Origin of the sequence: Corticimicrobacter sp. (assembly GCF_040137905.1) — a bacterium.
In the GTDB taxonomy this organism is placed as follows: domain Bacteria; phylum Pseudomonadota; class Gammaproteobacteria; order Burkholderiales; family Burkholderiaceae_B; genus Corticimicrobacter.
Window position 1 is genome coordinate 33006 of the sequence record NZ_JBEFDG010000027.1, and the last position, 21099, is coordinate 54104.

General features: G+C 60.1%; 19 protein-coding genes and 1 riboswitch. Of the genes, 9 read left to right on the plus strand and 10 right to left on the minus strand.

The features are described 5' to 3' along the window. Positions 1–197: 197 nt before the first annotated feature. The 3 genes from gdhA (at position 198) to ABN482_RS03940 (ending at position 5310) form a co-directional block, all read left to right on the plus strand. Positions 198–1541: an NADP-specific glutamate dehydrogenase gene (gene gdhA, locus ABN482_RS03930; protein WP_349502757.1), complete on the plus strand. Its 1344-nt coding sequence runs from the start codon at positions 198–200 to the stop codon at positions 1539–1541. Positions 1542–1637: 96 nt separating this feature from the next. After that, positions 1638–4412: an HAD-IC family P-type ATPase gene (locus tag ABN482_RS03935; protein ID WP_349502758.1), complete on the plus strand. Its 2775-nt coding sequence runs from the start codon at positions 1638–1640 to the stop codon at positions 4410–4412. 19 nt (positions 4413–4431) lie between these two features. After that, positions 4432–5310 carry a universal stress protein gene (locus ABN482_RS03940; RefSeq protein WP_349502759.1) on the plus strand — a complete coding sequence of 293 codons (879 nt, stop codon included), beginning with the start codon at positions 4432–4434 and terminating at the stop codon, positions 5308–5310. Here ABN482_RS03940 and ABN482_RS03945 read toward each other — a convergent pair. The 3 genes from ABN482_RS03945 to metX form a co-directional block, all read right to left on the minus strand. Beyond that, positions 5289–6524: a muropeptide transporter gene (locus tag ABN482_RS03945; protein WP_349502760.1), complete on the minus strand. Its 1236-nt coding sequence runs from the start codon at positions 6522–6524 to the stop codon at positions 5289–5291. The genes ABN482_RS03940 and ABN482_RS03945 overlap by 22 nt on opposite strands. Continuing rightward, positions 6521–7249: a methionine biosynthesis protein MetW gene (gene metW, locus ABN482_RS03950; RefSeq protein WP_502877230.1), complete on the minus strand. Its 729-nt coding sequence runs from the start codon at positions 7247–7249 to the stop codon at positions 6521–6523. The genes ABN482_RS03945 and metW overlap by 4 nt, the downstream gene beginning before the upstream one ends. After that, positions 7236–8501 (minus strand): homoserine O-succinyltransferase MetX, encoded by a 1266-nt coding sequence (gene metX / locus ABN482_RS03955; RefSeq protein ID WP_349502761.1) that lies wholly within the window; start codon positions 8499–8501, stop codon positions 7236–7238. The genes metW and metX overlap by 14 nt, the downstream gene beginning before the upstream one ends. Continuing rightward, positions 8491–8569, minus strand: a riboswitch (SAM riboswitch). It overlaps the preceding gene by 11 nt. Positions 8570–8952: 383 nt before the next feature. On the opposite strand from metX, the gene ABN482_RS03960 reads away from it, so the two are divergent. Then, complete coding sequence (locus ABN482_RS03960; protein ID WP_502877231.1) at positions 8953–9165, plus strand: helix-turn-helix domain-containing protein; 213 nt, start codon at positions 8953–8955, stop codon at positions 9163–9165. A gap of 33 nt (positions 9166–9198) precedes the next feature. Then, entirely contained in the window at positions 9199–10782 is a 1584-nt protein-coding gene (gshA, locus tag ABN482_RS03965; protein WP_349502762.1) for a glutamate--cysteine ligase, read from the plus strand. Here the strand turns inward: gshA and ABN482_RS03970 are convergent. Then, complete coding sequence (locus ABN482_RS03970) at positions 10740–11642, minus strand: LysR family transcriptional regulator (protein WP_349502763.1); 903 nt, start codon at positions 11640–11642, stop codon at positions 10740–10742. The two genes, gshA and ABN482_RS03970, sit on opposite strands and share 43 nt — an antisense overlap. A 128-nt stretch (positions 11643–11770) precedes the next feature. Between ABN482_RS03970 and ABN482_RS03975 the strand changes: the two genes are divergently transcribed. Then, entirely contained in the window at positions 11771–12532 is a 762-nt protein-coding gene (locus ABN482_RS03975; RefSeq protein WP_109062489.1) for a sulfite exporter TauE/SafE family protein, read from the plus strand. On the opposite strand, the gene ABN482_RS03980 is transcribed toward ABN482_RS03975, so the two are convergent. From ABN482_RS03980 to ABN482_RS03995, 4 genes are all read right to left on the minus strand, one after another. Continuing rightward, complete coding sequence (locus tag ABN482_RS03980) at positions 12477–13928, minus strand: sensor histidine kinase (protein WP_349502764.1); 1452 nt, start codon at positions 13926–13928, stop codon at positions 12477–12479. The two genes, ABN482_RS03975 and ABN482_RS03980, sit on opposite strands and share 56 nt — an antisense overlap. Continuing rightward, positions 13918–14586, minus strand: coding sequence for a response regulator transcription factor (locus tag ABN482_RS03985; protein ID WP_143857330.1), 669 nt, complete (start codon positions 14584–14586; stop codon positions 13918–13920). The genes ABN482_RS03980 and ABN482_RS03985 overlap by 11 nt, the downstream gene beginning before the upstream one ends. 14 nt (positions 14587–14600) lie before the next feature. Beyond that, entirely contained in the window at positions 14601–14939 is a 339-nt protein-coding gene (locus ABN482_RS03990; protein WP_349502765.1) for a PepSY domain-containing protein, read from the minus strand. A gap of 68 nt (positions 14940–15007) precedes the next feature. Further along, complete coding sequence (locus tag ABN482_RS03995) at positions 15008–15268, minus strand: hypothetical protein (RefSeq protein WP_349502766.1); 261 nt, start codon at positions 15266–15268, stop codon at positions 15008–15010. 281 nt (positions 15269–15549) lie between these two features. Between ABN482_RS03995 and ABN482_RS04000 the strand changes: the two genes are divergently transcribed. From ABN482_RS04000 to ABN482_RS04010, 3 genes are all read left to right on the plus strand, one after another. Further along, entirely contained in the window at positions 15550–15987 is a 438-nt protein-coding gene (locus ABN482_RS04000) for a hypothetical protein (RefSeq protein WP_349502767.1), read from the plus strand. Next, positions 15984–16304 carry a hypothetical protein gene (locus ABN482_RS04005; RefSeq protein ID WP_349502768.1) on the plus strand — a complete coding sequence of 107 codons (321 nt, stop codon included), beginning with the start codon at positions 15984–15986 and terminating at the stop codon, positions 16302–16304. Before ABN482_RS04000 ends, ABN482_RS04005 begins: the two co-directional genes overlap by 4 nt. A gap of 114 nt (positions 16305–16418) precedes the next feature. Beyond that, positions 16419–17681: a phospholipase D family protein gene (locus tag ABN482_RS04010; protein WP_349502769.1), complete on the plus strand. Its 1263-nt coding sequence runs from the start codon at positions 16419–16421 to the stop codon at positions 17679–17681. Here ABN482_RS04010 and ABN482_RS04015 read toward each other — a convergent pair. Together ABN482_RS04015 and ABN482_RS04020 are read right to left on the minus strand one after the other, a co-directional pair. Further along, positions 17676–19274: a DNA methyltransferase gene (locus tag ABN482_RS04015; protein WP_349502770.1), complete on the minus strand. Its 1599-nt coding sequence runs from the start codon at positions 19272–19274 to the stop codon at positions 17676–17678. The genes ABN482_RS04010 and ABN482_RS04015 overlap by 6 nt on opposite strands. Continuing rightward, complete coding sequence (locus tag ABN482_RS04020) at positions 19271–20683, minus strand: DNA methyltransferase (RefSeq protein ID WP_349502771.1); 1413 nt, start codon at positions 20681–20683, stop codon at positions 19271–19273. Before ABN482_RS04020 ends, ABN482_RS04015 begins: the two co-directional genes overlap by 4 nt. Between the last annotated feature and the right edge of the window lie 416 nt (positions 20684–21099).

Below are 21099 nucleotides of genomic sequence, written 5' to 3' on the forward strand. Positions count from 1 at the left end.
GACCCCTTGCGTCCCCATTAACAAACCCAACATCCACAGGCATTTCAATATGTCCCCAAATTTATATTGATCGGTCATCCAGATCACGACAGGCATTTTGCTCGTAGAATTTTTGCACCAATGATGTGCCGCACCATCAAGGTGCCGCACCGCACAGGTGCAAATCACGCAATCGCTGTCAGATACTGGAGAAGATTTTGAACGAGCAGACGCTGGACGGATTCCTGCAATATGTTGCCGCGCGGGACCCCCATCAACCGGAATTCCTGCAGGCCGTACGCGAAGTCGTCGGCAGCCTGTGGCCGTTCATCCAGGCCAATCCGCGTTATGCCCGCCATGCGCTGCTCGAAAGGCTGGTGGAGCCCGAGCGCGTCATCCAGTTCCGCGTCTCCTGGGTCGATGACAAGGGCCAGGCCCGCGTCAATCGTGCCTTCCGCATCCAGCACAGCTCGGCCATCGGCCCCTTCAAGGGCGGCATGCGCTTTCACCCTTCGGTCAACTTGTCCATTCTCAAGTTCCTCGCTTTCGAGCAGACTTTCAAGAACGCCCTGACCACATTGCCGATGGGCGGCGGCAAGGGCGGTTCCGATTTCGACCCCAAGGGCAAGTCGGATGCCGAAGTCATGCGCTTTTGCCAGGCGCTCGCCACCGAGCTGTTCCGCCATCTCGGCCCGGATACCGATGTACCTGCGGGCGATATCGGCGTCGGCGGCCGTGAAGTCGGCTTCATGGCCGGCATGTACAAGAAACTGTCCAATTCCGCAGCCAGCGTCTTCACCGGCAAGGACCCGGCCTTCGGCGGCAGTCTCATCCGCCCCGAAGCCACAGGCTACGGCACGGTCTACTTCGTGCGTGAAATGCTGGCACGCAACGGCCAGAGCCTCGAAGGCAAGCGCGTCTCCGTTTCCGGTTCGGGCAATGTCGCCCAGTACGCTATCGAAAAAGCACTGGAACTGGGTGCGATCGTCGTGACCGCATCCGACTCGGCCGGCACCGTCGTCGACGAAGCCGGTTTCACCCCCGACAAGCTGGCAGCCCTGATGCACGTGAAAAACGAGGCGCGCGGCCGCATCGAAGATTATGCCCGCGAACATGGCCTGCGCTACGAGGCAGGCAAGCGCCCCTGGCACGTCCCGGTCGATATCGCGCTGCCCTGCGCGACCCAGAACGAGCTGGATCTCGACGACGCGCGCACCCTGATCGCCAACGGTGTCCAGTGCGTGGCCGAAGGTGCCAACATGCCCTCCACCCTGGAGGCAGCCGAAGCCTTCATCCACGCCGGCGTGTTGTACGCCCCCGGCAAGGCCAGCAATGCCGGCGGCGTGGCTGTATCCGGCCTTGAAATGAGCCAGAACGCCATCCGCCTGTCCTGGGGCCGCGATGAGGTCGACCAGCGCCTGCGCGGCATCATGCACAGCATCCATGAGTCATGCCTGCGCTATGGCAGCCAGCCCGATGGCACGGTCAACTACCTCAACGGTGCCAATATCGCCGGCTTCGTGAAAGTCGCGGACTCGATGCTGGCCCAGGGTATCGTGTAATCTTTCTCGGGTATAAGGCCCCACTCGGAGTCAGGATAATGTAAGCTTGCAGGCAGCCCAATCCGCTCAAAGCCCCCGTTTTGAGGAGCAAGCCGTTTGAAAGTTGCAGTATCCGACTCCAGCACACCCCCATCTGACTGGCATCACCTAGACCCCGATACTGTCTGCACGCTGCTGGACAGCGCCCCCTTGGGGCTGACACCGACTGAAGCGGCCCAGCGCCTGCAGCGCTTCGGCCCTAACACGCTGCCCGCTGCCCGCAGACAGCCTGCCTGGCGCAGGCTGCTGGCCCAGTTCCAGAACAGCATCATCTACCTGATGCTGGCAGCCGCACTGGTCACGGCTTTCCTTCAGCACTGGATCGATACCGGCGTCATCCTCGCGGTACTGGTCGTCAATGCCTTCGTCGGCTTTTTGCAGGAAGGCCGGGCCGAGCAAGCGCTCAACGCATTGCGCGACATGCTCGCACCGCATGCCCAGGTCCTGCGGGCAGGTTCCATACTGACCGTGCCAGCCGCCGATCTGGTACCCGGCGATATCGTCCTGCTCGAAGCCGGCGACCGTGTACCTGCCGACATGCGCCTGCTGCAGGCACGCCATCTGCTCATCGACGAATCCATCCTGACCGGCGAATCCCTCGCCAGCGAAAAAAACACGGCTGCAGCCCCCCTCGACAGCCTGCCGGGTGACCGTACCGGCATGGCCTATTCCGGCTCGCTGGTACTGGCCGGCCAGGCGCGGGGCATGGTCACCACCACGGGACAAGCCACCGAAATCGGTCGCATCAACAGCCTGCTGGCCTCGGTCGACATGCTGCAGACACCCTTATTGCGACAGGTGGATCGTTTCAGCCAGCGGTTTACCGGACTGGTGCTGGGTGGCGGGCTGGTCCTGATGCTGTTTGCCGTATTCGTGCGCGAATATGCCTGGTCCGATGCCCTGCTGGCCGTGGTCAGCCTGGCAGCATCGATCGTGCCCGAAGGCCTGCCTGCGGTGATGACCATTACGCTGGCAATCGGCGTACGGCGCATGGCCGCACGCAATGCCATCGTCCGCAACCTGCCGGCCGTCGAGATTCTGGGTGCCACATCCATCATCTGTTCCGACAAGACCGGCACCCTGACCTGCAACGAAATGACCGTGCGTCGCCTGCAGATGTGCGACCGGCTCTATCATGTAGAGGGCAGCGGCTACGCACCGACGGGCCAGTTGCGCGAAAACCGCTGCGGCCAGCCAGGGGCCGCCATAGCACACACCAGCGAGCAACCCGGCGGCTGGCCGGCCGGCATGCGACACCTGCTGCACGCCGCCACCCTCTGCAACACGGCTCGCCTGCGTTGCCGGCAGGGAGAATGGCAGGTCGAGGGCGACCCCATGGAAGGTGCCCTGCTGACAGCCGCGCTGAAGGCCGGCATCGATCCGGACACGTTGCGCAACGCCTGGCCCGAACAGGACCAGATTCCCTTCAACCCGGAAAAGCGCATGATGGCCTCCCTGCACATCATGCGCCCCGACCTGGCCCCGCACTGGCACCTGCCGGATGGCCAGCGCTTCGTCTACGTCAAGGGTGCGCCGGAACAACTGCTGCAGTGCTGCGTGCAGCAGATGGCCCATGATGGCACGCTGGCCCCGCTGGACACCGATGCCTGGCAGGCTGCCATCACGGCAGCCGCCGACCAGGGAGAGCGCGTGCTCGGCTTTGCGGTGCGGGCCGCCAATCCTGCCAAGGACCGCTTCACCAGCGAGCATCCGGGCGATAACCTGACCTTTCTCGGCCTGGCCAGCCTGATTGACCCGCCGCGCCCCGAGGCAATACGTGCCATTGCCGAGTGCGCCACTGCGGGCATCCGCGTCAAGATGATTACCGGCGACCACGCCCTCACGGCTGCCGCCATCGCACGCCAGCTTGGACTGGGCGAGCAGCCCGCCGTGCTGACGGGAGCCGACCTCGACGGCATCGCCGACGCCGAGCTTCCTGCTCGCGCCATGACCACGACGGTCTTTGCACGCACCAGCCCCGAACACAAGTTGCGTATCGTCCGGGCATTGCAGTCGCAGGGTGCCGTGGTCGCCATGACCGGCGACGGCGTCAACGATGCGCCGGCGCTCAAGCAGGCCGATGTCGGTGTCGCCATGGGCAACAAGGGCACGGAAGCCGCCAAGGAGGCTTCCCGCATCGTGCTGGCGGACGATAATTTCGCCTCGATCGCTGCCGCTGTCCATGAGGGGCGCACGGTCTACGACAATATCCGCAAAGTCATTGCCTGGACGCTGCCGACCAACGGCGGCGAGGTCCTGTTCCTGATCCTGGCATTGCTGCTTGGCTACACGCTGCCCATGACCCCGGCACAGATCCTGTGGATCAACCTGGCCACCACCGCAACGCTTGGTCTGGTACTGGCCTTCGAGCCCTCGGCACCCGATGTCATGCAACGCCCGCCACGCCCGGCCAATGCGCCGCTGCTATCGCGGCCCCTGGTCTGGCGCATTGTTCTGGTCTCCCTGTTTTTCCTGGCTGGCGGCCTGGCCATGACGGCCTATGCCGACCAGCGCAGCTACACCACCGAACACTGGCGCACACTGGTCGTCAACGTCATCGTCGGCATGGAAATCGCCTACCTGTTCTCGGTACGTGGCCTGCATCACCCGCATCTCGACTGGCGACAACTGCTCGGCACCCGGGCCACGCTGGCCGCACTGCTGGCCATCACGCTGCTGCAGGCCGTATTTACCTACCTGCCCTGGATGAACACCGCATTCCAGACCGTACCGCTGTCGCTTGCCGACTGGTTCGCGATTATGATGATTGCACTCGCCCTGTTCCTGATCCTGGAGGCGGAGAAAAAAATCGCCTCACGCTTTGCTTCCTGAATCCATACGGAGAACGTCAATGTCATCCACGTCTACACCGGCCATTCCTTCCATCCTCCTGGCGACCGACCTGAGCGCCCGCTGCGATCGCGCCCTGGACCGTGCCGTGCAACTGGCCGGACAGCAGGGTGCCCGCCTGGTCGTCCTGCATGTCCAGGAGCCCAGCGCACTGGCTCAACTGACCATTCCCTCGTGGCGTCGCGTCAATGCCAACCACCAGGAGATCGCCACCCGCCGCCTGCGCAAGGATCTGGCCGGCGCGAAAATCGACCTGGAAGTCGTCGTCAAGGCCGGCAAGGCTGTCGAATCCATCATCGAAACGGCACAGAGCCACGGCTGCGGCCTGATCGTCACCGGGATTGCCCGCGATGAAACTCTGGGCCGGCTGATTCTGGGCACCACAGTGGAAAAGCTGGTCCGCACCGCCACCATCCCCGTACTGGTCGTGCGCAACAAGCCGCATGGTGCCTACCGCAACGCACTGCTGGCCACGGATTTTTCCGACGGTTCGCGCCACGCGCTGTCTGCGGCACGCCCCTGGCTGCCCGGCGTCGATATCACACTGTTCCATGCCTTCAATGCACCGGCCAGCAGCACCGGAGAAACGCATGCACAGCAGGTCGAAGGCTTTCGCAAGGCCGCCCAGGAACAGGCCCGGGCATTCGTCGCCAGCCTGTCCGGCACCGAGGCCGGCAACAAGGTAGAAGTTGAATATGGCCAGCCTGAAACCCTGCTATCGGCCCGGGCGTTCGATGATGACGATACCGAACTGGTCATTGCCGGCACACATGGCCTGACCGGCATCCTGCGCACCTCGATCGGCAGCGTGGCCGACAGTCTGCTTGAATCGTTGCCGTGTGACGTGCTGGTGGTGCGTCAGCCTGCCACGGCGGCCTGATCGATCCTGTCGATATCCTGGCGCCGCCGGTACAGCAGCGCCAGGCCCGGCACGGAGATCAGCACGGTCGCCAGGAAAAACCCCGGCCAGCCCCACCATCCCACCAGCACCGGCGTGAGCGGGCCCGCCAGATAGGTGCGGCCCACTGCCGACAGCGCCGACAGCAGCGCAAACTGCGTGGCCGCGAAGCGGGCATCACACAGCCCCAGGCACAGTGCCACGAACGCCGCTGTTCCCAGCCCACCGCACAAGTTCTCGAAACCCACCGCCGCGCCCATGATCCAGATATTCTTGGGTGCCACAGCCACGACCCAATAGCCCAGATTCGACAGGGCCTGCAGAATGCCGAACAGCATCAGCGCGCGATACAGCCGCAGACGGGCCATCAGCGCTCCGCCCGCCAGGGCACCCACAATGGTGGCAGCCAGGCCCAGCACCTTGTTGACCATGCCCACTTCGGCCGGGCCATAGCCGCCACCGCGGATCAGGAAGGTGGTCGACAGCGCACCGGCAAAGGCATCACCCAGCTTGTAGAGCACGATCAGCAACAGCAGGGCCCAGGCTTCGCGGCGGCTGAAGAACTCGCGAAACGGTTCGATCACAGCGGCCCGCAGCGTCCGGGGTGCAGACTCGACCCGCTCCGGCTCGGGTGCCACCAGCGTCGCCAGGGCACCGATCAGCATCAGCCCGCCCATCAGGAAATAGGTGTTGTGCCAACCCAGCCAGCGATCAGCCAGCACCAGTGCCAATCCGCCCGAGGCCAGCATGCCGAGCCGGTAACCCATGACGGACAGGGCCGCACCGGCCCCCCGCTCCTCTTTCTTGAGGATATCGACGCGGTAGGCATCGTAGGCAATATCCTGGCTCGCAGATATAAACACCACCACCGTAGCCAGCAGGGCCAGCGGCCACAGAGACGAGGCCGGCGACAGCATTCCCATGAGTATCAGGCCCGCGACCAGCAGCAACTGGCTCATGAATATCCAGCCACGCCGCCGCCCCAGCCAGGGCAGGCGATAGCGGTCAAGCAAGGGGGCCCACAGGAACTTGAGGGTATAGGCCGAGCCGATCAGGGTCAGGAAACCGATTTCCTGCAGGGAGACATTTTCGACTGTAGCCCACGCCTGCAAGGTGCCGCCTGTCAGAGCCAGCGGCAGCCCGCTGGCAAACCCCAGAGGCAGGAGCGGCCAGACATTGCGGCGAAAATAGATCACGCGCCGTCCGCCGTCTTGAAGGGCGACATGAAGCGATACACGGCCAGGGTGCTGCGCCACTGCGGCAACAGGCGAGTTTCATGCCGCCCGTTGAAGGTCGCCCGCTCCAGGATGGTGAAACCCAACTGGCGCGCCAGATCCTCGAAATCGCGCAGCGTGCACAGGTGGATATTGGGCGTGTCGTACCACTGGTAGGGCATCTGCCCCGTGACCGGCATGCGCCCTCTGAAAATCGCCCATACGTGCGGCCAGTAGCCAAAATTCGGGAATGACACGATACCGTAGCGAGCCACCCGGCCCATTTCGCGCAGGATATGCTCGGTATGATGCATCGACTGCAACGTCTGCGACAGCACGACCGTGTCGAACTGCTGGTCGTCAAACAAAGCCAGGCCCTGCTCCAGGTTCTGCTGCAGCACGCGTACACCACGCCGGACACAAGAGATCATGCAACCGTCGTTGATCTCGATGCCGGTGCCCTGCACCCGCCGCACATCGCGCAGATAGGCCAACAGGGCACCATCGCCGCAACCCAGGTCGAGCACCTTGCTGCCCGGCTCGATCCAGCCTGCGATCCGTGACAGGTCGGCGCGTAACAGCGGGACCCGCTGAATAGAGTCCGGCCCCAGGCCGTCCGCCACGGCCACGCCGGGCACCGGCATGGCCTTTTCCTGAGATACGGAGCCTGCGCGGATCGCTGCGGACAAGGAATCAGGTTGCTGCACGGACGTCTCCCGCCCTGACCCGTGCCGGCAGGCCGAGTTCCAGGGCAATGCGATCATAATAGCCGGCCACCACCGCATGGTAACGCGCATCATCGAGCAGGAAGGCATCATGGCCGTGCGGCGCATCGATCTCAGCGTAGGTCACGGGATGGCCATTCTTGAGCAGGGCGCGCACGATTTCCTGTGATCGCTCGGGCGGAAAGCGCCAGTCGGTCGTGAACGACACCAGCAGGAACCCGGCCTGGGCCGGTTGCAATGCACGTGCCAGATCGCCGCCAGTCGTGCGGGCCGGATCGAAGTAATCCAGCGCGCGCGTAATCAGCAGATAGGTGTTGGCATCGAAATAGCGGGAAAATTTCTCACCCTGGTAGCGCAGATAGGACTCGACCTCGAATTCGACATCGTAGCCATAGCGATAATCGCCATTGCGCTCCTCTGCCGCCCGCTGGTTGCGGCCGAACTTGCGCGCCATATCATCATCGGACAGATAGGTAATGTGGCCAATCATGCGGGCCACGGACAGACCACGCCCCGGCACGCTGTCGTGCGCATAGTAATGGCCACCGTGAAAGTCCGGATCGGTGATGATGGCTCGCCGGGCCACTTCGTTAAAACCGATGTTCTGCGCCGACAGCCGCGGCGTGCTGGCGATCACGATGCAATGCCGCACCCGCTCCGGGCAGGTCACGGCCCAACTCAGGGCCTGCATGCCGCCCAGCGAGCCGCCCATCACGGCGGCGAACTGCTGGATGCCGAAATAGTCGGCGACACGGGCCTGGGCATGTACCCAATCCTCGACGGTCAGCACAGGGAAATCCGCCCCCCAGGGACGGTCCGTGGCCGGATTGATGCTGGTCGGCCCGGTAGAGCCGAAGCAGGACCCCAGGTTGTTGATGCCGATCACGAAGAAGCGATCCGTATCCAGAGGCTTGCCGGGCCCGACCATGTTGTCCCACCAGCCGATATCCTTGGGGTCATCGACGGCGATCCCCGCCACATGGTGGGAGGCATTCAGGGCGTGGCAAACCAGTACGGCGTTGGTGCGGGCCTCGTTGAGTTGGCCATAGGTCTCGACCACCAGTTCATAGGCAGGCAGGACCTGACCGCTGGCAAGCCGCAGCGGTTCGTCGAAAGCGATACGTTCGGGGGTCACGACACCGGCAGAGCCGATGGCAGATGCAGCAGGGACGCGGCAGGTATCAACGAGTGAAGCCGTCGCTCCATGATCGGGGAGCAGTGCAGGTGTGGTCATACGGACCTCTTTAGCTGGATTTATGGGGCGCCCGCAAGCGGATCAGGCAAATCGGCGCCGGAATGTGGCAAATATTCTAGCATCAGCAAACGCCGTCGGGCCAATGCCCCTGCTGCCCGCAGGCCATCGCAGACCGGATCTGCCCGGTGCTGATGTGCTACAAAAAGCAACCATCCCCCCAGTAAAAATCACACAATGAAACACATACGACATCATCCAGGCGATCACCAATACTGTGAAATTTTCTCTTTCCAGATCAAAGATCCAGCACCTTTCTCATGGATGGATACCGCTTTCTCCCTGCGGCAAGCCTGCTGACAGACATCGGTAACGTGATGAAGCGATATGCATATCATTTTCAAGAATAAATCTGTCAGGCCTCGTTATAGTCTTTCAAAAAATCACAACCGCAGCATCCCCCTGCTACCCACGCCAAAAAGAGAGCCACATCGTGCCGCTGGACATCAAGAAGCCACTTTCCCCCCGTGAAATCGACTGCCTGAACTGGATTGCGCAAGGCAAGACCAGTTGGGAGACATCCCGCATCCTGCAGATGAGTCAACGCACTGTCGACTACCATATCCAGAGCGCCTGCAACAAACTCAATGCAGCCAACCGCACCGCTGCCGTTGCCTGCGCCATCCGCAGGCGGCTGGTCGAGTAAAATCGGCCGATCAAATGACCGAAGAATACGACTGTGACTGCTGACACCCTACATCGCCGGCTGGAAAGCCTGGACGCCCACCCGGCCCTGCTGACCGGCATCCAGCGCGGTATCGAACGCGAAGGCCTGCGCACCGACGGCACCGGCCAGTTGGCCATGACGCCGCATGCAGCCAGCCTGGGATCGGCGCTGACGCACCCCCGCATCACCACCGATTATTCGGAAGCCCTGCTCGAACTGATCACCGGCGTCCACGGCACAACCGACGCCCTGTTCGACGAGTTGGGTACCACGCACCGCTATGTCCAGCAGAACCTGGGCACCGAACTGCTCTGGGCCCACTCCATGCCCGCCAGCCTGCCGGGCGAGGCACAGATCCCGATTGCCTGGTACGGTACGTCGCACAGCGGCATGCTCAAGCACGTCTATCGCCGGGGGCTGGCCGAACGCTATGGCAAGATCATGCAGTGCATTGCCGGGCTGCACTACAACTTCTCCCTGCCCGAGGCCTTCTGGGACACGCTGGGCTACCCAGGCGATACCCCAAGGGCTCGCCGCTCCAGTGCCTACATCGCGCTGATCCGCAATTTCAGCCGCTACAGCTGGCTGCTGATGTATCTCTTCGGTGCCTCACCGGCCGCTTCGGCCTGCTTCCTGGAGGGCCGCCCGCACCATCTGCAGCGCCTGGATCGCGACACCTGGTTCCTGCCGCACGCCACCAGCCTGCGCATGAGCGACCTCGGCTACCAGAACGAGGCCCAGTCTCGACTCAAGCCCTGCTACAACGATCTCGACACATTCATCGCCCGCCTGCGCGAAGCAGTGACCGAGCCCTGGCCTGCCTACGAAGCCATCGGTACCCATCGCGATGGCGAATGGATCCAGCTCAACACACACATCCTGCAGATCGAGAACGAATACTACTCGGCCATCCGCCCCAAGCAGACCGCCGCACGCGGTGAACGTCCACTCACGGCGCTGTCCGAACGGGGCATCCAGTACATCGAGGTGCGCTGCCTGGATCTCGATCCCTACGAGCCGTTTGGTATCGGTGCCACCACCAGCCATTTCCTGGATGCCTTCCTGCTGTACTGCGCCCTGCTCGATAGCCCGCATTGCGGACCGGCGGGCTTTTGCCAGACCAGTGCCGACAATTTCAAGACGGTGGTCGAAGCCGGCCGACGCCCCGGCCTGATGCTGGAACGCAACGGAGAAGCCATTGTGCTGACAGACTGGGGGCACCAACTGCTGGATGGCATCCTGCTGTGTGCCCGGCACCTGGACGCCGCCAACGGCGGTACGCGTCATGCCGATGCCGTCGCCCAGCAACGTGCCAAGATCGATCGGGTAGACCTGACGCCTTCGGCACGCGTGCTCAATGACCTGCAGCAACGCGGCATCTCGCTGCATCAGCATGCGCTGGAGCTGAGTCGCCGACATGCAGATACCCTGCGGGCACAGCCGCTGCCGGCCGGCCTTGATGCCCAATACCGGGCCATGGCACTGACATCGCTGGATGCACAGGTCGAGCTGGAACGCACCGATACCGGGACATTCGACGAATACGTCGCGCGCTACGAACGGGCACTGCCGGGTGCCACCACCTCGGCCAGTTGACGCACATACAGCGGCAGGATCGACAGGTCACGGGCACACAGCACCAGTGACCTGTCGGCCCAGGCATCGACCAGCCGCACGCAACGGATCCCGGCAGTACGGCGACAACGCTGTGCCACTGCCTTCGGCACGATGCCGACGCCAATACCCTGCCCTACCATGCGGCACACCATATCCAGACTGCCGACTCGCAGCCGGAAACGCAACGCGCCCCCCAGCATGCGTGCCTGACGGACGATATGACGCTGCAATGCACTCTCTCCCGCCAGCCCGACGAACTCCGCTGCCATCACCTCATGCAGTGACACGGATGTCCGTGCAGCCCAGTCATGCCTCGCCGGCACGACCAGTGTCAGCGGATCCGGAGCAATGGGCCAGACCGACAGACCTGACAGGTCGACCAGATCGGACAGGACACCGAGATCACAGGCCTGGCTGCGAACCGCAGCCGCGATCTCATGGCTGGCCCGCTCTTCGAGATCGACGGAAATGCCGGGATGGGTTGCCAGGAATCGACTGAGCATCACAGGCAGATGCTCGCTCAGTGCGGAGGTATTGCACAGCACGCGTACCATCCCCTTGCGACCCTCTCCATACTCACCCAAGTCGTCCGCCAGCAAATCCATCTGGCGGATGACCTCTCGAGCATGATGCAACAAGGCGCGCCCCGCCTCGGTCGGCATCACGCCGCGTCGGCCGCGCAGCAACAGGGCCGCTCCCACGGATGCTTCCATGCCGCGTACGCGCTCGCTGGCGGATGCCAGCGTCATGCAGGCCCGCTGAGCCCCTGCCGTGATGGAGCCGGCCTCGTCGATATGCAGGAACAGCCTCAGATCTGTCAGGTCGATGTTCATGGACATGACCATACCATGCCAACAGCCCGATCAGCCTCAGGCAGAAACTGAGCCTGACTACGTTTTTTACGCATTTTCAGGCAGCGTCCGGCAAGCCAGAATCCTGAACATCACATTCCTGCCGGTTGCCTGCCATGTCCATCTCACCCGATATGCTTTTCATGCTGACGCTCGCCGCCGCCATCTTTTTCATGGCGGGGATTGTCAAGGGCGTGGTCGGCCTGGGCCTGCCCACCATCTCCATGGGCCTGCTGGCCCTGGCCATGCCGCCGGCGCAGGCTGCTGCCTTGCTGGTCCTGCCTTCACTGGTCACCAATGTCTGGCAGTTGCGTCCCTGGTCTACCGTGCCTCCGTTGCTGCGTCGCCTAATGCCAATGCAGATTGCCGTCTGCGCCGGCACGCTGGCAGGTGCCTGGCTGCTGGGTGCGCCTGCCGGCACCTGGGCAGCGCTGGCACTGGGAGCCACATTGGTGATTTATGCCGCCTGGGGACTGGCAGGGCTGCAACCATCGCTGCCCGCCTCCGCAGAACGCTGGGCTGGACCACTGGTCGGGCTGGTCACGGGCCTCATTACAGCGGCAACAGGCGTCTTCGTCATTCCTGCCGTGCCCTACCTGCAAAGCCTGCGTCTCGGACGCGACGGCCTGATCCAGGCGATGGGTATCTCGTTTACTGTCTCGACACTGGCGCTGGGCCTCGGACTCTACCTGAACGGGCGCTATCCTCTCACCACGCTGGGGCATTCCCTGCTGATGCTGTTGCCGGCGCTGGTCGGCATGTCGGCAGGCCAGCATCTGCGGAGCCTGTTGTCACCTGCCGTGTTCCGGCGCTGTTTCATGCTCAGCCTGATACTGCTGGGGGCCTACATGGTCTGGTCCAATCTCCCGGCAGCCTGAGTTCGATGCGCAGCCCGCCCAGCGGGGAAGCCAGGGCAACGACACGGCCCTGATAGAGTTCGACCATTTCAAAGACAATGTGCAGCCCCAGCCCCGATCCGGGCACGCGTTCATCCAGGCGAACGCCTCGCTGGAAAACTGCCTGGCGATCCTCCTGCCGCAACCCTGGGCCATCATCATCGACGTGCAGCATCAGCCAGTTTTCCTGCCGATATCCGGACACCCGTACCCGACCCGCAGCCCATTTGCAGGCATTGTCCAGCAGGTTGCCCAGCATTTCGTGCAGATCCTGTTCTTCACCGCAAAAGGCGATCAGTTCGTCCGGCACCGACACCTCGATATCCAGTTGCCGGTCCGCATGAAGGCGACGCATGGTTCGCGCCAGCGCCTGCAGCACCGGGGCCAGCGGGGTACGCATGCCGCCCGCCTGCATGGCCGCCGCTACCCGCGCCCGTGCCAGATGCCAGTCGATCTGACGCCGAGCCGCATCGGTCTGCTCGGCCACCAGCCGGGCAAACGGACTGTCCTGTTCATGTGCGGCATTCTCCAGCACCGTCAAGGGTGTCTTGACGGCATGCGCCAGATTGCCGGCCTGCGTGCGAGCCCGCTGGACGATTTCGGCATTGGTCGCCAGCACCCCGTTGAACTCATCCACCAGCGGCTGGATCTCGCTGGGAAAACGGCCCTGAATATGCACCACATGGCCGGCTCGGACATCAGCCAGGCGGCGACGCAGCATATCCAGTGGGCGCAATCCGCCCAGCACCAGGATGACGGCCGCGACCGCCATGCCCAGTGCCAGCATGCCCAGCGCAATGATCATCATGCCCGTGAAGTGTGCCACCGGCCCGGTCAGGTTGCTGCGATCCGAAGCCATGATCAGCCGCCAGCGGATATCTGGCTGCAGGTTCTCGCCGACCTCGACGGTACGGGCCAGCAGCCCTAGCGCAGGCAGGGCACCGGAACCTGTCTCGTAGAAAACATCCCCGTCCGGTTCGCCACCCGCCTTGTCCGATGGTGCCGGCAACATCTGATCCCAGGTCGAACGGGAGCGCAGCACGCCGGCCTGCAACGTCGCGCCTTCGGCCGATACCCGATCGATCTGCCAATACAGCCCGGACAGCGGCTGCTGCAGGCGAGGATCGCTCAATGGCATGGACAGGTCGGCGCGGCCGGTCTCGTCAAGCCGGAATGCCGCCGTCAATTGATTGAGGTGCACGGCCAGTTCTCCCTGGAACTGCCGAGTGGCATGCTGGGTAAACAGATAGTTCAGTCCCCAGCCGGCAAACGCCACCGACACCAGTATCCAGGCGACCGCACCGGCCAGCAGGCGCCATCGCAGGGACGGGGCACTCTGCCCGCCATTGTCCTGCCCCTCCATGGCCTCAGGCCGCATCGACAACCACCAGTCTGTAACCCATGCCGCGCACAGTTTCGATCGTCCCGGCAGGCAGTTTCTTGCGCAGGCGTGCGATGAACACATCGATGGTGTTGGAGTCCCGGTCGGCATCCTGTGCATAGATATGCTCACTCAGCGTGGTTCGAGAAATCACTTCGCCGGCGTGCTGCATCAGGATGGTCAGAACCTTGTATTCATGGCTGGTCAGCACCAGCGGCTGATCCTCGACCGTGACCCGGGCCGCTGCCGTATCCATCACGATGGCACCACAGCGCCACTGCGCACTGGCATGCCCCCCGACCCGTCGGATCAACGCCCGCAGGCGCGCCAGCAGCTCTTCCATGTGAAATGGCTTGGTGAGGTAATCATCCGCTCCCGCATCGATGCCGGCGACTTTTTCATACCAGTTGTCGCGTGCCGTCAGGATCAATACAGGCATGCTGCGCCCCTCGGCCCGCCAGCGCCGCAACACGCTGAGGCCATCCATCACCGGCAGGCCGAGATCCAGCAAAACGGCATCGAACGATTCGACGGTCCCCAGATAATGGGCATCCCCCCCGTTGCCTGCCGTATCGACGGTATAGCCGGCCGCCCGCAGTGCCTGCCCAAGCTGACCGGCCAGGGTCGGCTCATCTTCCACCACCAGGATACGCATGCCTGCCTCCGTCGTCAGTCGCGCTGTCTGCTCTTGGCTTCGACGATCTCGCCGGTGCGCGCATCGAGGTCCAGCTTGACCAGCCGCCCACCTTGCTGCAGCACCTTGATCTCGTATTGAAATTCACCATCGTCGTGCTCGAACTCGACCTCCACGACCTGTCCCGGATACTGTTTTTCCACGATATCGAGCACCGTACGCAGGGGCAGCACCTCACCCGCCTCGAGGGCGCGCCGTGCAATCTCGTGATCATCATCGCCTGCCGCCACCGGCCCGGCAGCCAGCACCAACAGGCCACAGCACAGCGCGGCCACCACGCCACCGTACGATATCCGCTTTCTGCTCGATCTCATCGATACACCTCCAGCCGGCGTTATACGACAGGCCGGATGAATGCAGAATGAACGAACCGCCAGCCGGGCTACTTGCCTGCGTTGCGCAACAACCGCTCGTACTCGGCCCGGTTCAGGCGGCGGGCCTCTTCTTCGGCGTAGTCTCGCTCACCAACCTCATAGGGCCCCTCGTACATGCAGGGACCGGGATTGCGCTGGCACTCGGTGCGCGTGTCGGCGCTACTGCCGCTGTGGCTACTGCTGCCACCCAGATCGATCACTGAACAACCTGAAACCAGCACCACCAACGACAAGGCCACCACACGACGGCTAAAGACTTGAACGGACATGCACCATCCTGAAAAAGAGACGTCAGCCGTTTTTATAGCAGATTCACGCATCTGGCTCGGCCCGGGCCCCCTGCGCCAATCATCAAGAAAAACAAAGACCCGCTCATGTCTGACATGCAGCGGGTCTGTGCCCGAGGCGATTGCCTCGGTGATGTTCTGGCGCGACCTGAGGGAGACACATCGAACCTTCAGGACGAGATATTAGAGGAACTGGCAAACTGGGATACCGAACTCAAACGCATTAACTCCCCGGCGCTGCCCCCGAACAAGGGAGGCAAGCCATGAGCCTAGACCGCCCGCCCATCACCGAAGAATTCCGGGATGCCGCCGAACACAACGCCGCCCGGACCCGACGCGCCAAAGCCCCGCCACCGTTTTCCTTGCACCTGACCTCCGAAGAAAAAGCGGAATTGCTGTGCCGTGCCGGAAATATGCCGCTTGGAGCGTATATCCGGTCACAGCTACTCGCCAAAGTCGAACGAAGCCCCCGGCGCACGTCCAGACAACCCACAAGGGACGATCAAGCCCTTACCCGCCTACTCGGCGAACTGGGTAAGGCCAGACTGTCCAACAACCTGAAACAGCTTGCCAAGGCCACCCATACGGGGTCGCTTCCGGTCACGCAGGAAACCGGACAGGCGCTGGATGAAGCCTGCCGGGATGTTCGCGGGATGCGGGACACGCTGATTCTGGCCCTCGGCTTGCGGAGCCAGCCATGATTCTCAAAGGCAGCCAACGCGGCGGCGCAAGCCAGCTTGCAGCACACCTTCTAAACACTCGCGACAACGAGCATATCGAGGTACACGACCTTCGCGGCTTTTCCGCCGACGATCTGCACGGCGCATTTCGGGAGATCAAAGCAGCCAGCCGGGACACACGGGCCAAACAATTCCTGTTTTCCCTGAGCCTCAACCCGCCGCCCCGCGAACAGGTCACGATTGCCGCGTTCGAGGCAACCCTGCGCGGATTGGATGCGCGTAAACCTGTCTGCGGCACGCTCAGCAGCCATCAACGACGCAGCTCAACACGCCGCTAAACCGAATCGGAACCGCCATCAAAAACCTGACCAAGCATCCGCATTGAACGGTTCCGCCATGAAATGTATCATTGCGCAACGACTCGAACGATTTCTACAAAATAGGCGCATGACATGGCAATTAGCTTCGTAACACACCCGGAAGACCCGTTTCGCCTTGGCAATTTTTTGACTGAATCATTAACCGATCCTCAGTGGACCCATTTCCGCGCTGCAATTGCATTCATAAAACGCTCTGGAACCAAACACATTCAGAAGCCATTGTCCGAATTTGTGCAGCGTGGTGGGAATGTGGTCATCACTGCGGGAGTTGACGCTGGTGGGACAACCGTCGAAGGGCTTCAAGACCTGTTAAGCGCGGTTCAGGACACAGGTGAAATCTTCGTTTTCCACAATGCAAATAGTTCAACATTCCATCCGAAAGTCTATCTTTTCAAAAATGATACGCAGGCTAAATTAGTTATAGGCTCCGGAAACCTGACCGAGGGAGGGTTGTTTACAAACTACGAAGCGGGTCTCCATGTCATTCTTGATCTACAAGACAAAACTGACTCAGCCCTTCTTCAACGCGTTGAGGAAACATTGCAAGAATGGAGTAGCCAGAAAGAAGGTCTCTGTTACCGCCTGACCAATGATCTGATAACAGAATTAGTCCTTCAAAAGCAACTGCCAGATGAGGCCGCAGCACGAGCCGAAAGAACGGCGGAAGCAGCGTCAAAGCAATATGACTCAGTGGCTTCGATGTTCAAACGCCATTCAGTCCCCGCCGCCCCTAGAGCCAGCCTCCCCGACCCGGAATTTGCACCGCCATCGCCTGATGACGAAGCCGTACTTGCAGATACAGAAGAAGCGGAAACACTCACAGTCGAGACACTCCCCCCGGCCGCGCCCCAAGGAGGAAACCACCAAGTCTTTCTTATGACACTTCAAAAGACCGATGTTGGCGTTGGACAAACAACAAGGGGAAAGCAGCGCAGGTCCCCGGAGATATTCATCCCCTTAGTGTGTCGCGATTACGACCCAGAATTCTGGGGGTGGCCTGACGCATTTGTACCCGACACAGGGTGGACGGGAACAATTGACCAAAATAGTTACGGCAAAATGGACAGGCCCAATGTCATGGTCAGACTTGGCGGCAGCACCTTCCCGGTTTCTATCTGGTACAACCCGAGCAAAAAAGACGTGCGCATTCGCAGTGAGAATATTCGCAGCGCCGGTGTTATTGGCGATATCCTTTATCTAGAACGCGCCGATGGCATCGGCGGATTCACATACTATGCAGAGATTATCCCGCAAGGAACATCTCGCTATGACCAATACATCGCCCTCTGCACCAGAGGGGTACGAAACTCTCAAAAACAGTGGAATTATTTATAGCCTCGGTTTTTGAAACACCAAGATGCTCTCCGATGTCATTGCGTTTTTCCTAAAAATGTCTCGCGACACCAGCATATCCATCGAAATCGGCTCTTGTATTTCAAAATCCAACCCTGATGCAATATCAGTCAAGAGGCCAGTCGTCCAAATATCAACTCGCTCGCCGCCTGCAATGGTGTGATTATTGCCGACGACGACATAGGCTATCCCTCCGGGCTTAAGGGAATCATGAATTCCAGACAGTACATCCCGCATATCAAAAAAATACTTGGAAAGGAGGGCAGGCAAGTTCAGACGCCGGAAACCAGCGTCAGTGCCCTTATTCAATCCCTCAATTTTTTGGATTAACTTGCGCACCGAACTCGGAAGCTCTTTCCCCTCCCTTTCTAGGCGTTCCAGATATTCTTCGCGAAGGCGTTTAGTAACCTCCCGATTCCCGATCATTTTTTGATCGCGGACGCGATGTTCAGGGCGCGGGAGCAATCCAAGATAGCAGAGACTCAAGCGGTCTGTATCTAAGTACGGAAGTGCCGTTGCATAAGGCGGCGACGTAATGACGACATCAACTGCACCCCTATATTTTTCCCAGACATCCCCGCATCTGCGAGCATCTCCATTCGTTATAGAATGTTCGACGTTTTCAACAGGACCATTCTGATAGAGAAACGCGAGCACTGCACGGATCGAACGCGCAAGCTCTTCGAGAAACTCTTTTTTAGGATCAATTTCGATATCAAGCCGAACATCTCTTCTAACCCGAAGATCTTCTAGCTTTTGCCAAGATACTGACCGAAGAATATTGCTCAACGCCACCCACATCATATTTTTGGCTGGCCCATATTTGACGGTTTCGAGTATCTGCGCAATATCGTCAAGTCCAATAAGAACATCCTTATCGAACCAATTTTCCAGATACTCCCGATCTTCCTTCGGCAAGGACGTTAGGTAAGTCAACGCAGCCTGCCCCCGTTCTTCCGGCTTTAATACTGCTTCACGGACTTGAAGATAAGCCGCTTTTAACTCCGCAGGATCGGCACTCAATAATTCAGATTTTGTATTCCCGATGAACACGGACAGAGGGTTCATATCCAACCCTAGACCACGGCATCCCAAAAGCTTTGCTTCAGCGACAGTTGTACCGCTGCCGCTCATTGGGTCAGCAACAACACCTCCCGGTGCCGTTCCCGATATGTTAATGAGGGAGCGCACAAGTTGCGGAAAGAATTTCCCCCGGTATTCATGCACCCCATGCGTGCCATAACGCAAACATCGCCGATTAGGGAGTGGCACTTCGTCCTTGAATGGCAATGCTTTTTTCAGCGCGTCAAGGTCAATTCCATTCCGAACCACGTTGACCGTAGATTCGCGCAGTGACTGCGTCGTAACGAAGGACGACGATTTGGACGCGACAGCCTCCCAATAGGCCAAGCGCTCCGCGAGCTTGCCTGCTTGCCGAGTCGTTTCAACGAGATAATCGCCATCTTCGGCGACCTGCATAGATTGAGAGCCTGTCAATGACTCAAGCTCCTGTAGAGCCAGCACCTTTTCAAAGGGTTGGATGTAATTTTTTATCCGGCATCGAACTTGCTTCAAGATGCTTCTCCTACATTTTCCAAAATCAATATTTGCTCTGTTTTAATTTTTCCGTGCGCCGGATTAAAAGCCTTCTTTGTCGATTGCATAGTTCGGTCGATACGGGCAACCTCTCTAAATCCCGCAGTGATTCCAGCCTCAGAGATCAGGCTGGCATTGTCTATGCGTTGGCCCTTAAGCGTTGAATCTCCCACGACGAAACAGGCGTATCCGCCGCGCTTTAGATTTCCTGAAAGCCAACTCAATATCGCCGTGAACTCAGATCGAAAGGTTTCGACCGTGGACCCATTCTTGCTGTTGCTGCTGTATTTTCTATGACTGCCAATTTCCTCACGCTTAAATCGAGGCTGATCCATACCAAGCCAGTTCATGCGCGTCCTGTGATACAAGTGGTAACTATAGGCATTTGGATAGGGAGGAGAACATACCATTAAATCCATCAACGGCGTTTTTGGATTTGACAGCAAATCTTGCGCAATCACATCACACTTAAAGCGCTCCTCTACCAACTCGGAGAGTTCAGACGCCGCGTGGGTAACTTGATCAACTGCACGAGCAAAACGGCGTAACGTTTCACCGGGCGGGATATTCTTCTCGCGACGAACGTATCTTGTATCAGAATCTTGCCGCGAAACCGCTACAACAATCGACGAAAACGCAGTCAAAGCCAAATCTCTGGCTTTTGATGCTTTGATTGCGCGGCAATAAGACAACGCCTCAGCAAGCTCTTCTGTAACGTGCGCTTCAAACCAAAAATCGTGTCTTGGAGAGCCTGGCCGCCACCCATCGGAGCGAAAAATTTGCGAAGAAAACATATCATTCGCATCCGTAGCCGCAAAAATAGAATCGCTCAGTTGTCGGCTGACTTGAGACACCTCCGAAAGGACCGCAATATCGTCTTCATTGATGATACCCGTCTTACTTCGTGCGATTAGGCAGGCAAGTGGGTTTGCATCAATTCCGACAGCATTCCTTTTGAGCGTAAGCGCCTCGACAATTGTCGTGCCACTACCGCAAAATATATCTCCAACGGTATCTCCCACGCTTGAAAGCTCCTGAATAAGGGCGTTAGGAATTTGAGGGATAAATTTTGCAGGATAGGGGTGAATTCCGTGTGTGAGATAATTCGTCTTTGCGTTCGTAAAATCCCAATCAATCGCTTTAAGAGCCGCGAACCCGGCAGGCAGCGTTTCAACATACACAGGACTTTCTACGTCTGAAGTGCGCCGCGCTAACGCGACTACCGCCGCCGTCTCTGCTGACGAAAAATAACGCCACCCACGCCGATCCCTGCTCGGCTCTGGGACCAAACCACGACGTAACCAACGTAGCAGCGTGTCCTTATGAATGCCTGCACGCTCTGCAACTTCTGCTGTAGATATTTGTTCTGAGGAGTAAGAAATCATCATCTGCATATACTTACATATAGGCAGAAGCCCGTCAATCACTTCCCCCTATCGGGCTAAAAAATTGGAGGCGAGTTACGGCCCCCGCAGGCTTTCGCTACAGGGGCCGCGCTAGCAGGAAGGCCCCCATCCTTAAGGATGCGGCACCTTCATGACAAGACAGCGCCGGATGTTCTCGCAGGTCTGCCGGGCAGCCTTGCGTTCGCAGTCGGGATGTTGTCCAGACGCAGCAACACTCGCAGCGTGGCGAAATATTACCCGCAATTCGCTGACGCTTTTGCAGTTCAGGTCGTGGATGGTCGGACTACACTTGTTCATCGTCGCCTCCTTAGCTATTCGGAGGCCGCCCTGTGCGGCCTTTGCGAAAGCAGGACAAGCACAGAGGTTTGCGTGAGTCAGTCACCCCACAGGGGCCGTAA

Excerpts from the sequence above, each read along its gene's own strand:
- ABN482_RS03975 (WP_109062489.1), top strand. The coding sequence starts at position 11,771 with ATGTCCATCTCACCCGATATGCTTTTCATGCTGACGCTCGCCGCCGCC.
- ABN482_RS03995 (WP_349502766.1), bottom strand. The coding sequence starts at position 15,268 with ATGTCCGTTCAAGTCTTTAGCCGTCGTGTGGTGGCCTTGTCGTTGGTG.
- ABN482_RS03990 (WP_349502765.1), bottom strand. The coding sequence starts at position 14,939 with ATGAGATCGAGCAGAAAGCGGATATCGTACGGTGGCGTGGTGGCCGCG.
- ABN482_RS03970 (WP_349502763.1), bottom strand. The coding sequence starts at position 11,642 with ATGTCCATGAACATCGACCTGACAGATCTGAGGCTGTTCCTGCATATC.
- ABN482_RS03985 (WP_143857330.1), bottom strand. The coding sequence starts at position 14,586 with ATGCGTATCCTGGTGGTGGAAGATGAGCCGACCCTGGCCGGTCAGCTT.
- ABN482_RS04000 (WP_349502767.1), top strand. The coding sequence starts at position 15,550 with ATGAGCCTAGACCGCCCGCCCATCACCGAAGAATTCCGGGATGCCGCC.
- ABN482_RS03980 (WP_349502764.1), bottom strand. The coding sequence starts at position 13,928 with ATGCGGCCTGAGGCCATGGAGGGGCAGGACAATGGCGGGCAGAGTGCC.
- ABN482_RS04005 (WP_349502768.1), top strand. The coding sequence starts at position 15,984 with ATGATTCTCAAAGGCAGCCAACGCGGCGGCGCAAGCCAGCTTGCAGCA.
- metX (WP_349502761.1), bottom strand. The coding sequence starts at position 8,501 with ATGACCACACCTGCACTGCTCCCCGATCATGGAGCGACGGCTTCACTC.
- ABN482_RS04010 (WP_349502769.1), top strand. The coding sequence starts at position 16,419 with ATGGCAATTAGCTTCGTAACACACCCGGAAGACCCGTTTCGCCTTGGC.
- ABN482_RS04020 (WP_349502771.1), bottom strand. The coding sequence starts at position 20,683 with ATGATGATTTCTTACTCCTCAGAACAAATATCTACAGCAGAAGTTGCA.
- ABN482_RS03940 (WP_349502759.1), top strand. The coding sequence starts at position 4,432 with ATGTCATCCACGTCTACACCGGCCATTCCTTCCATCCTCCTGGCGACC.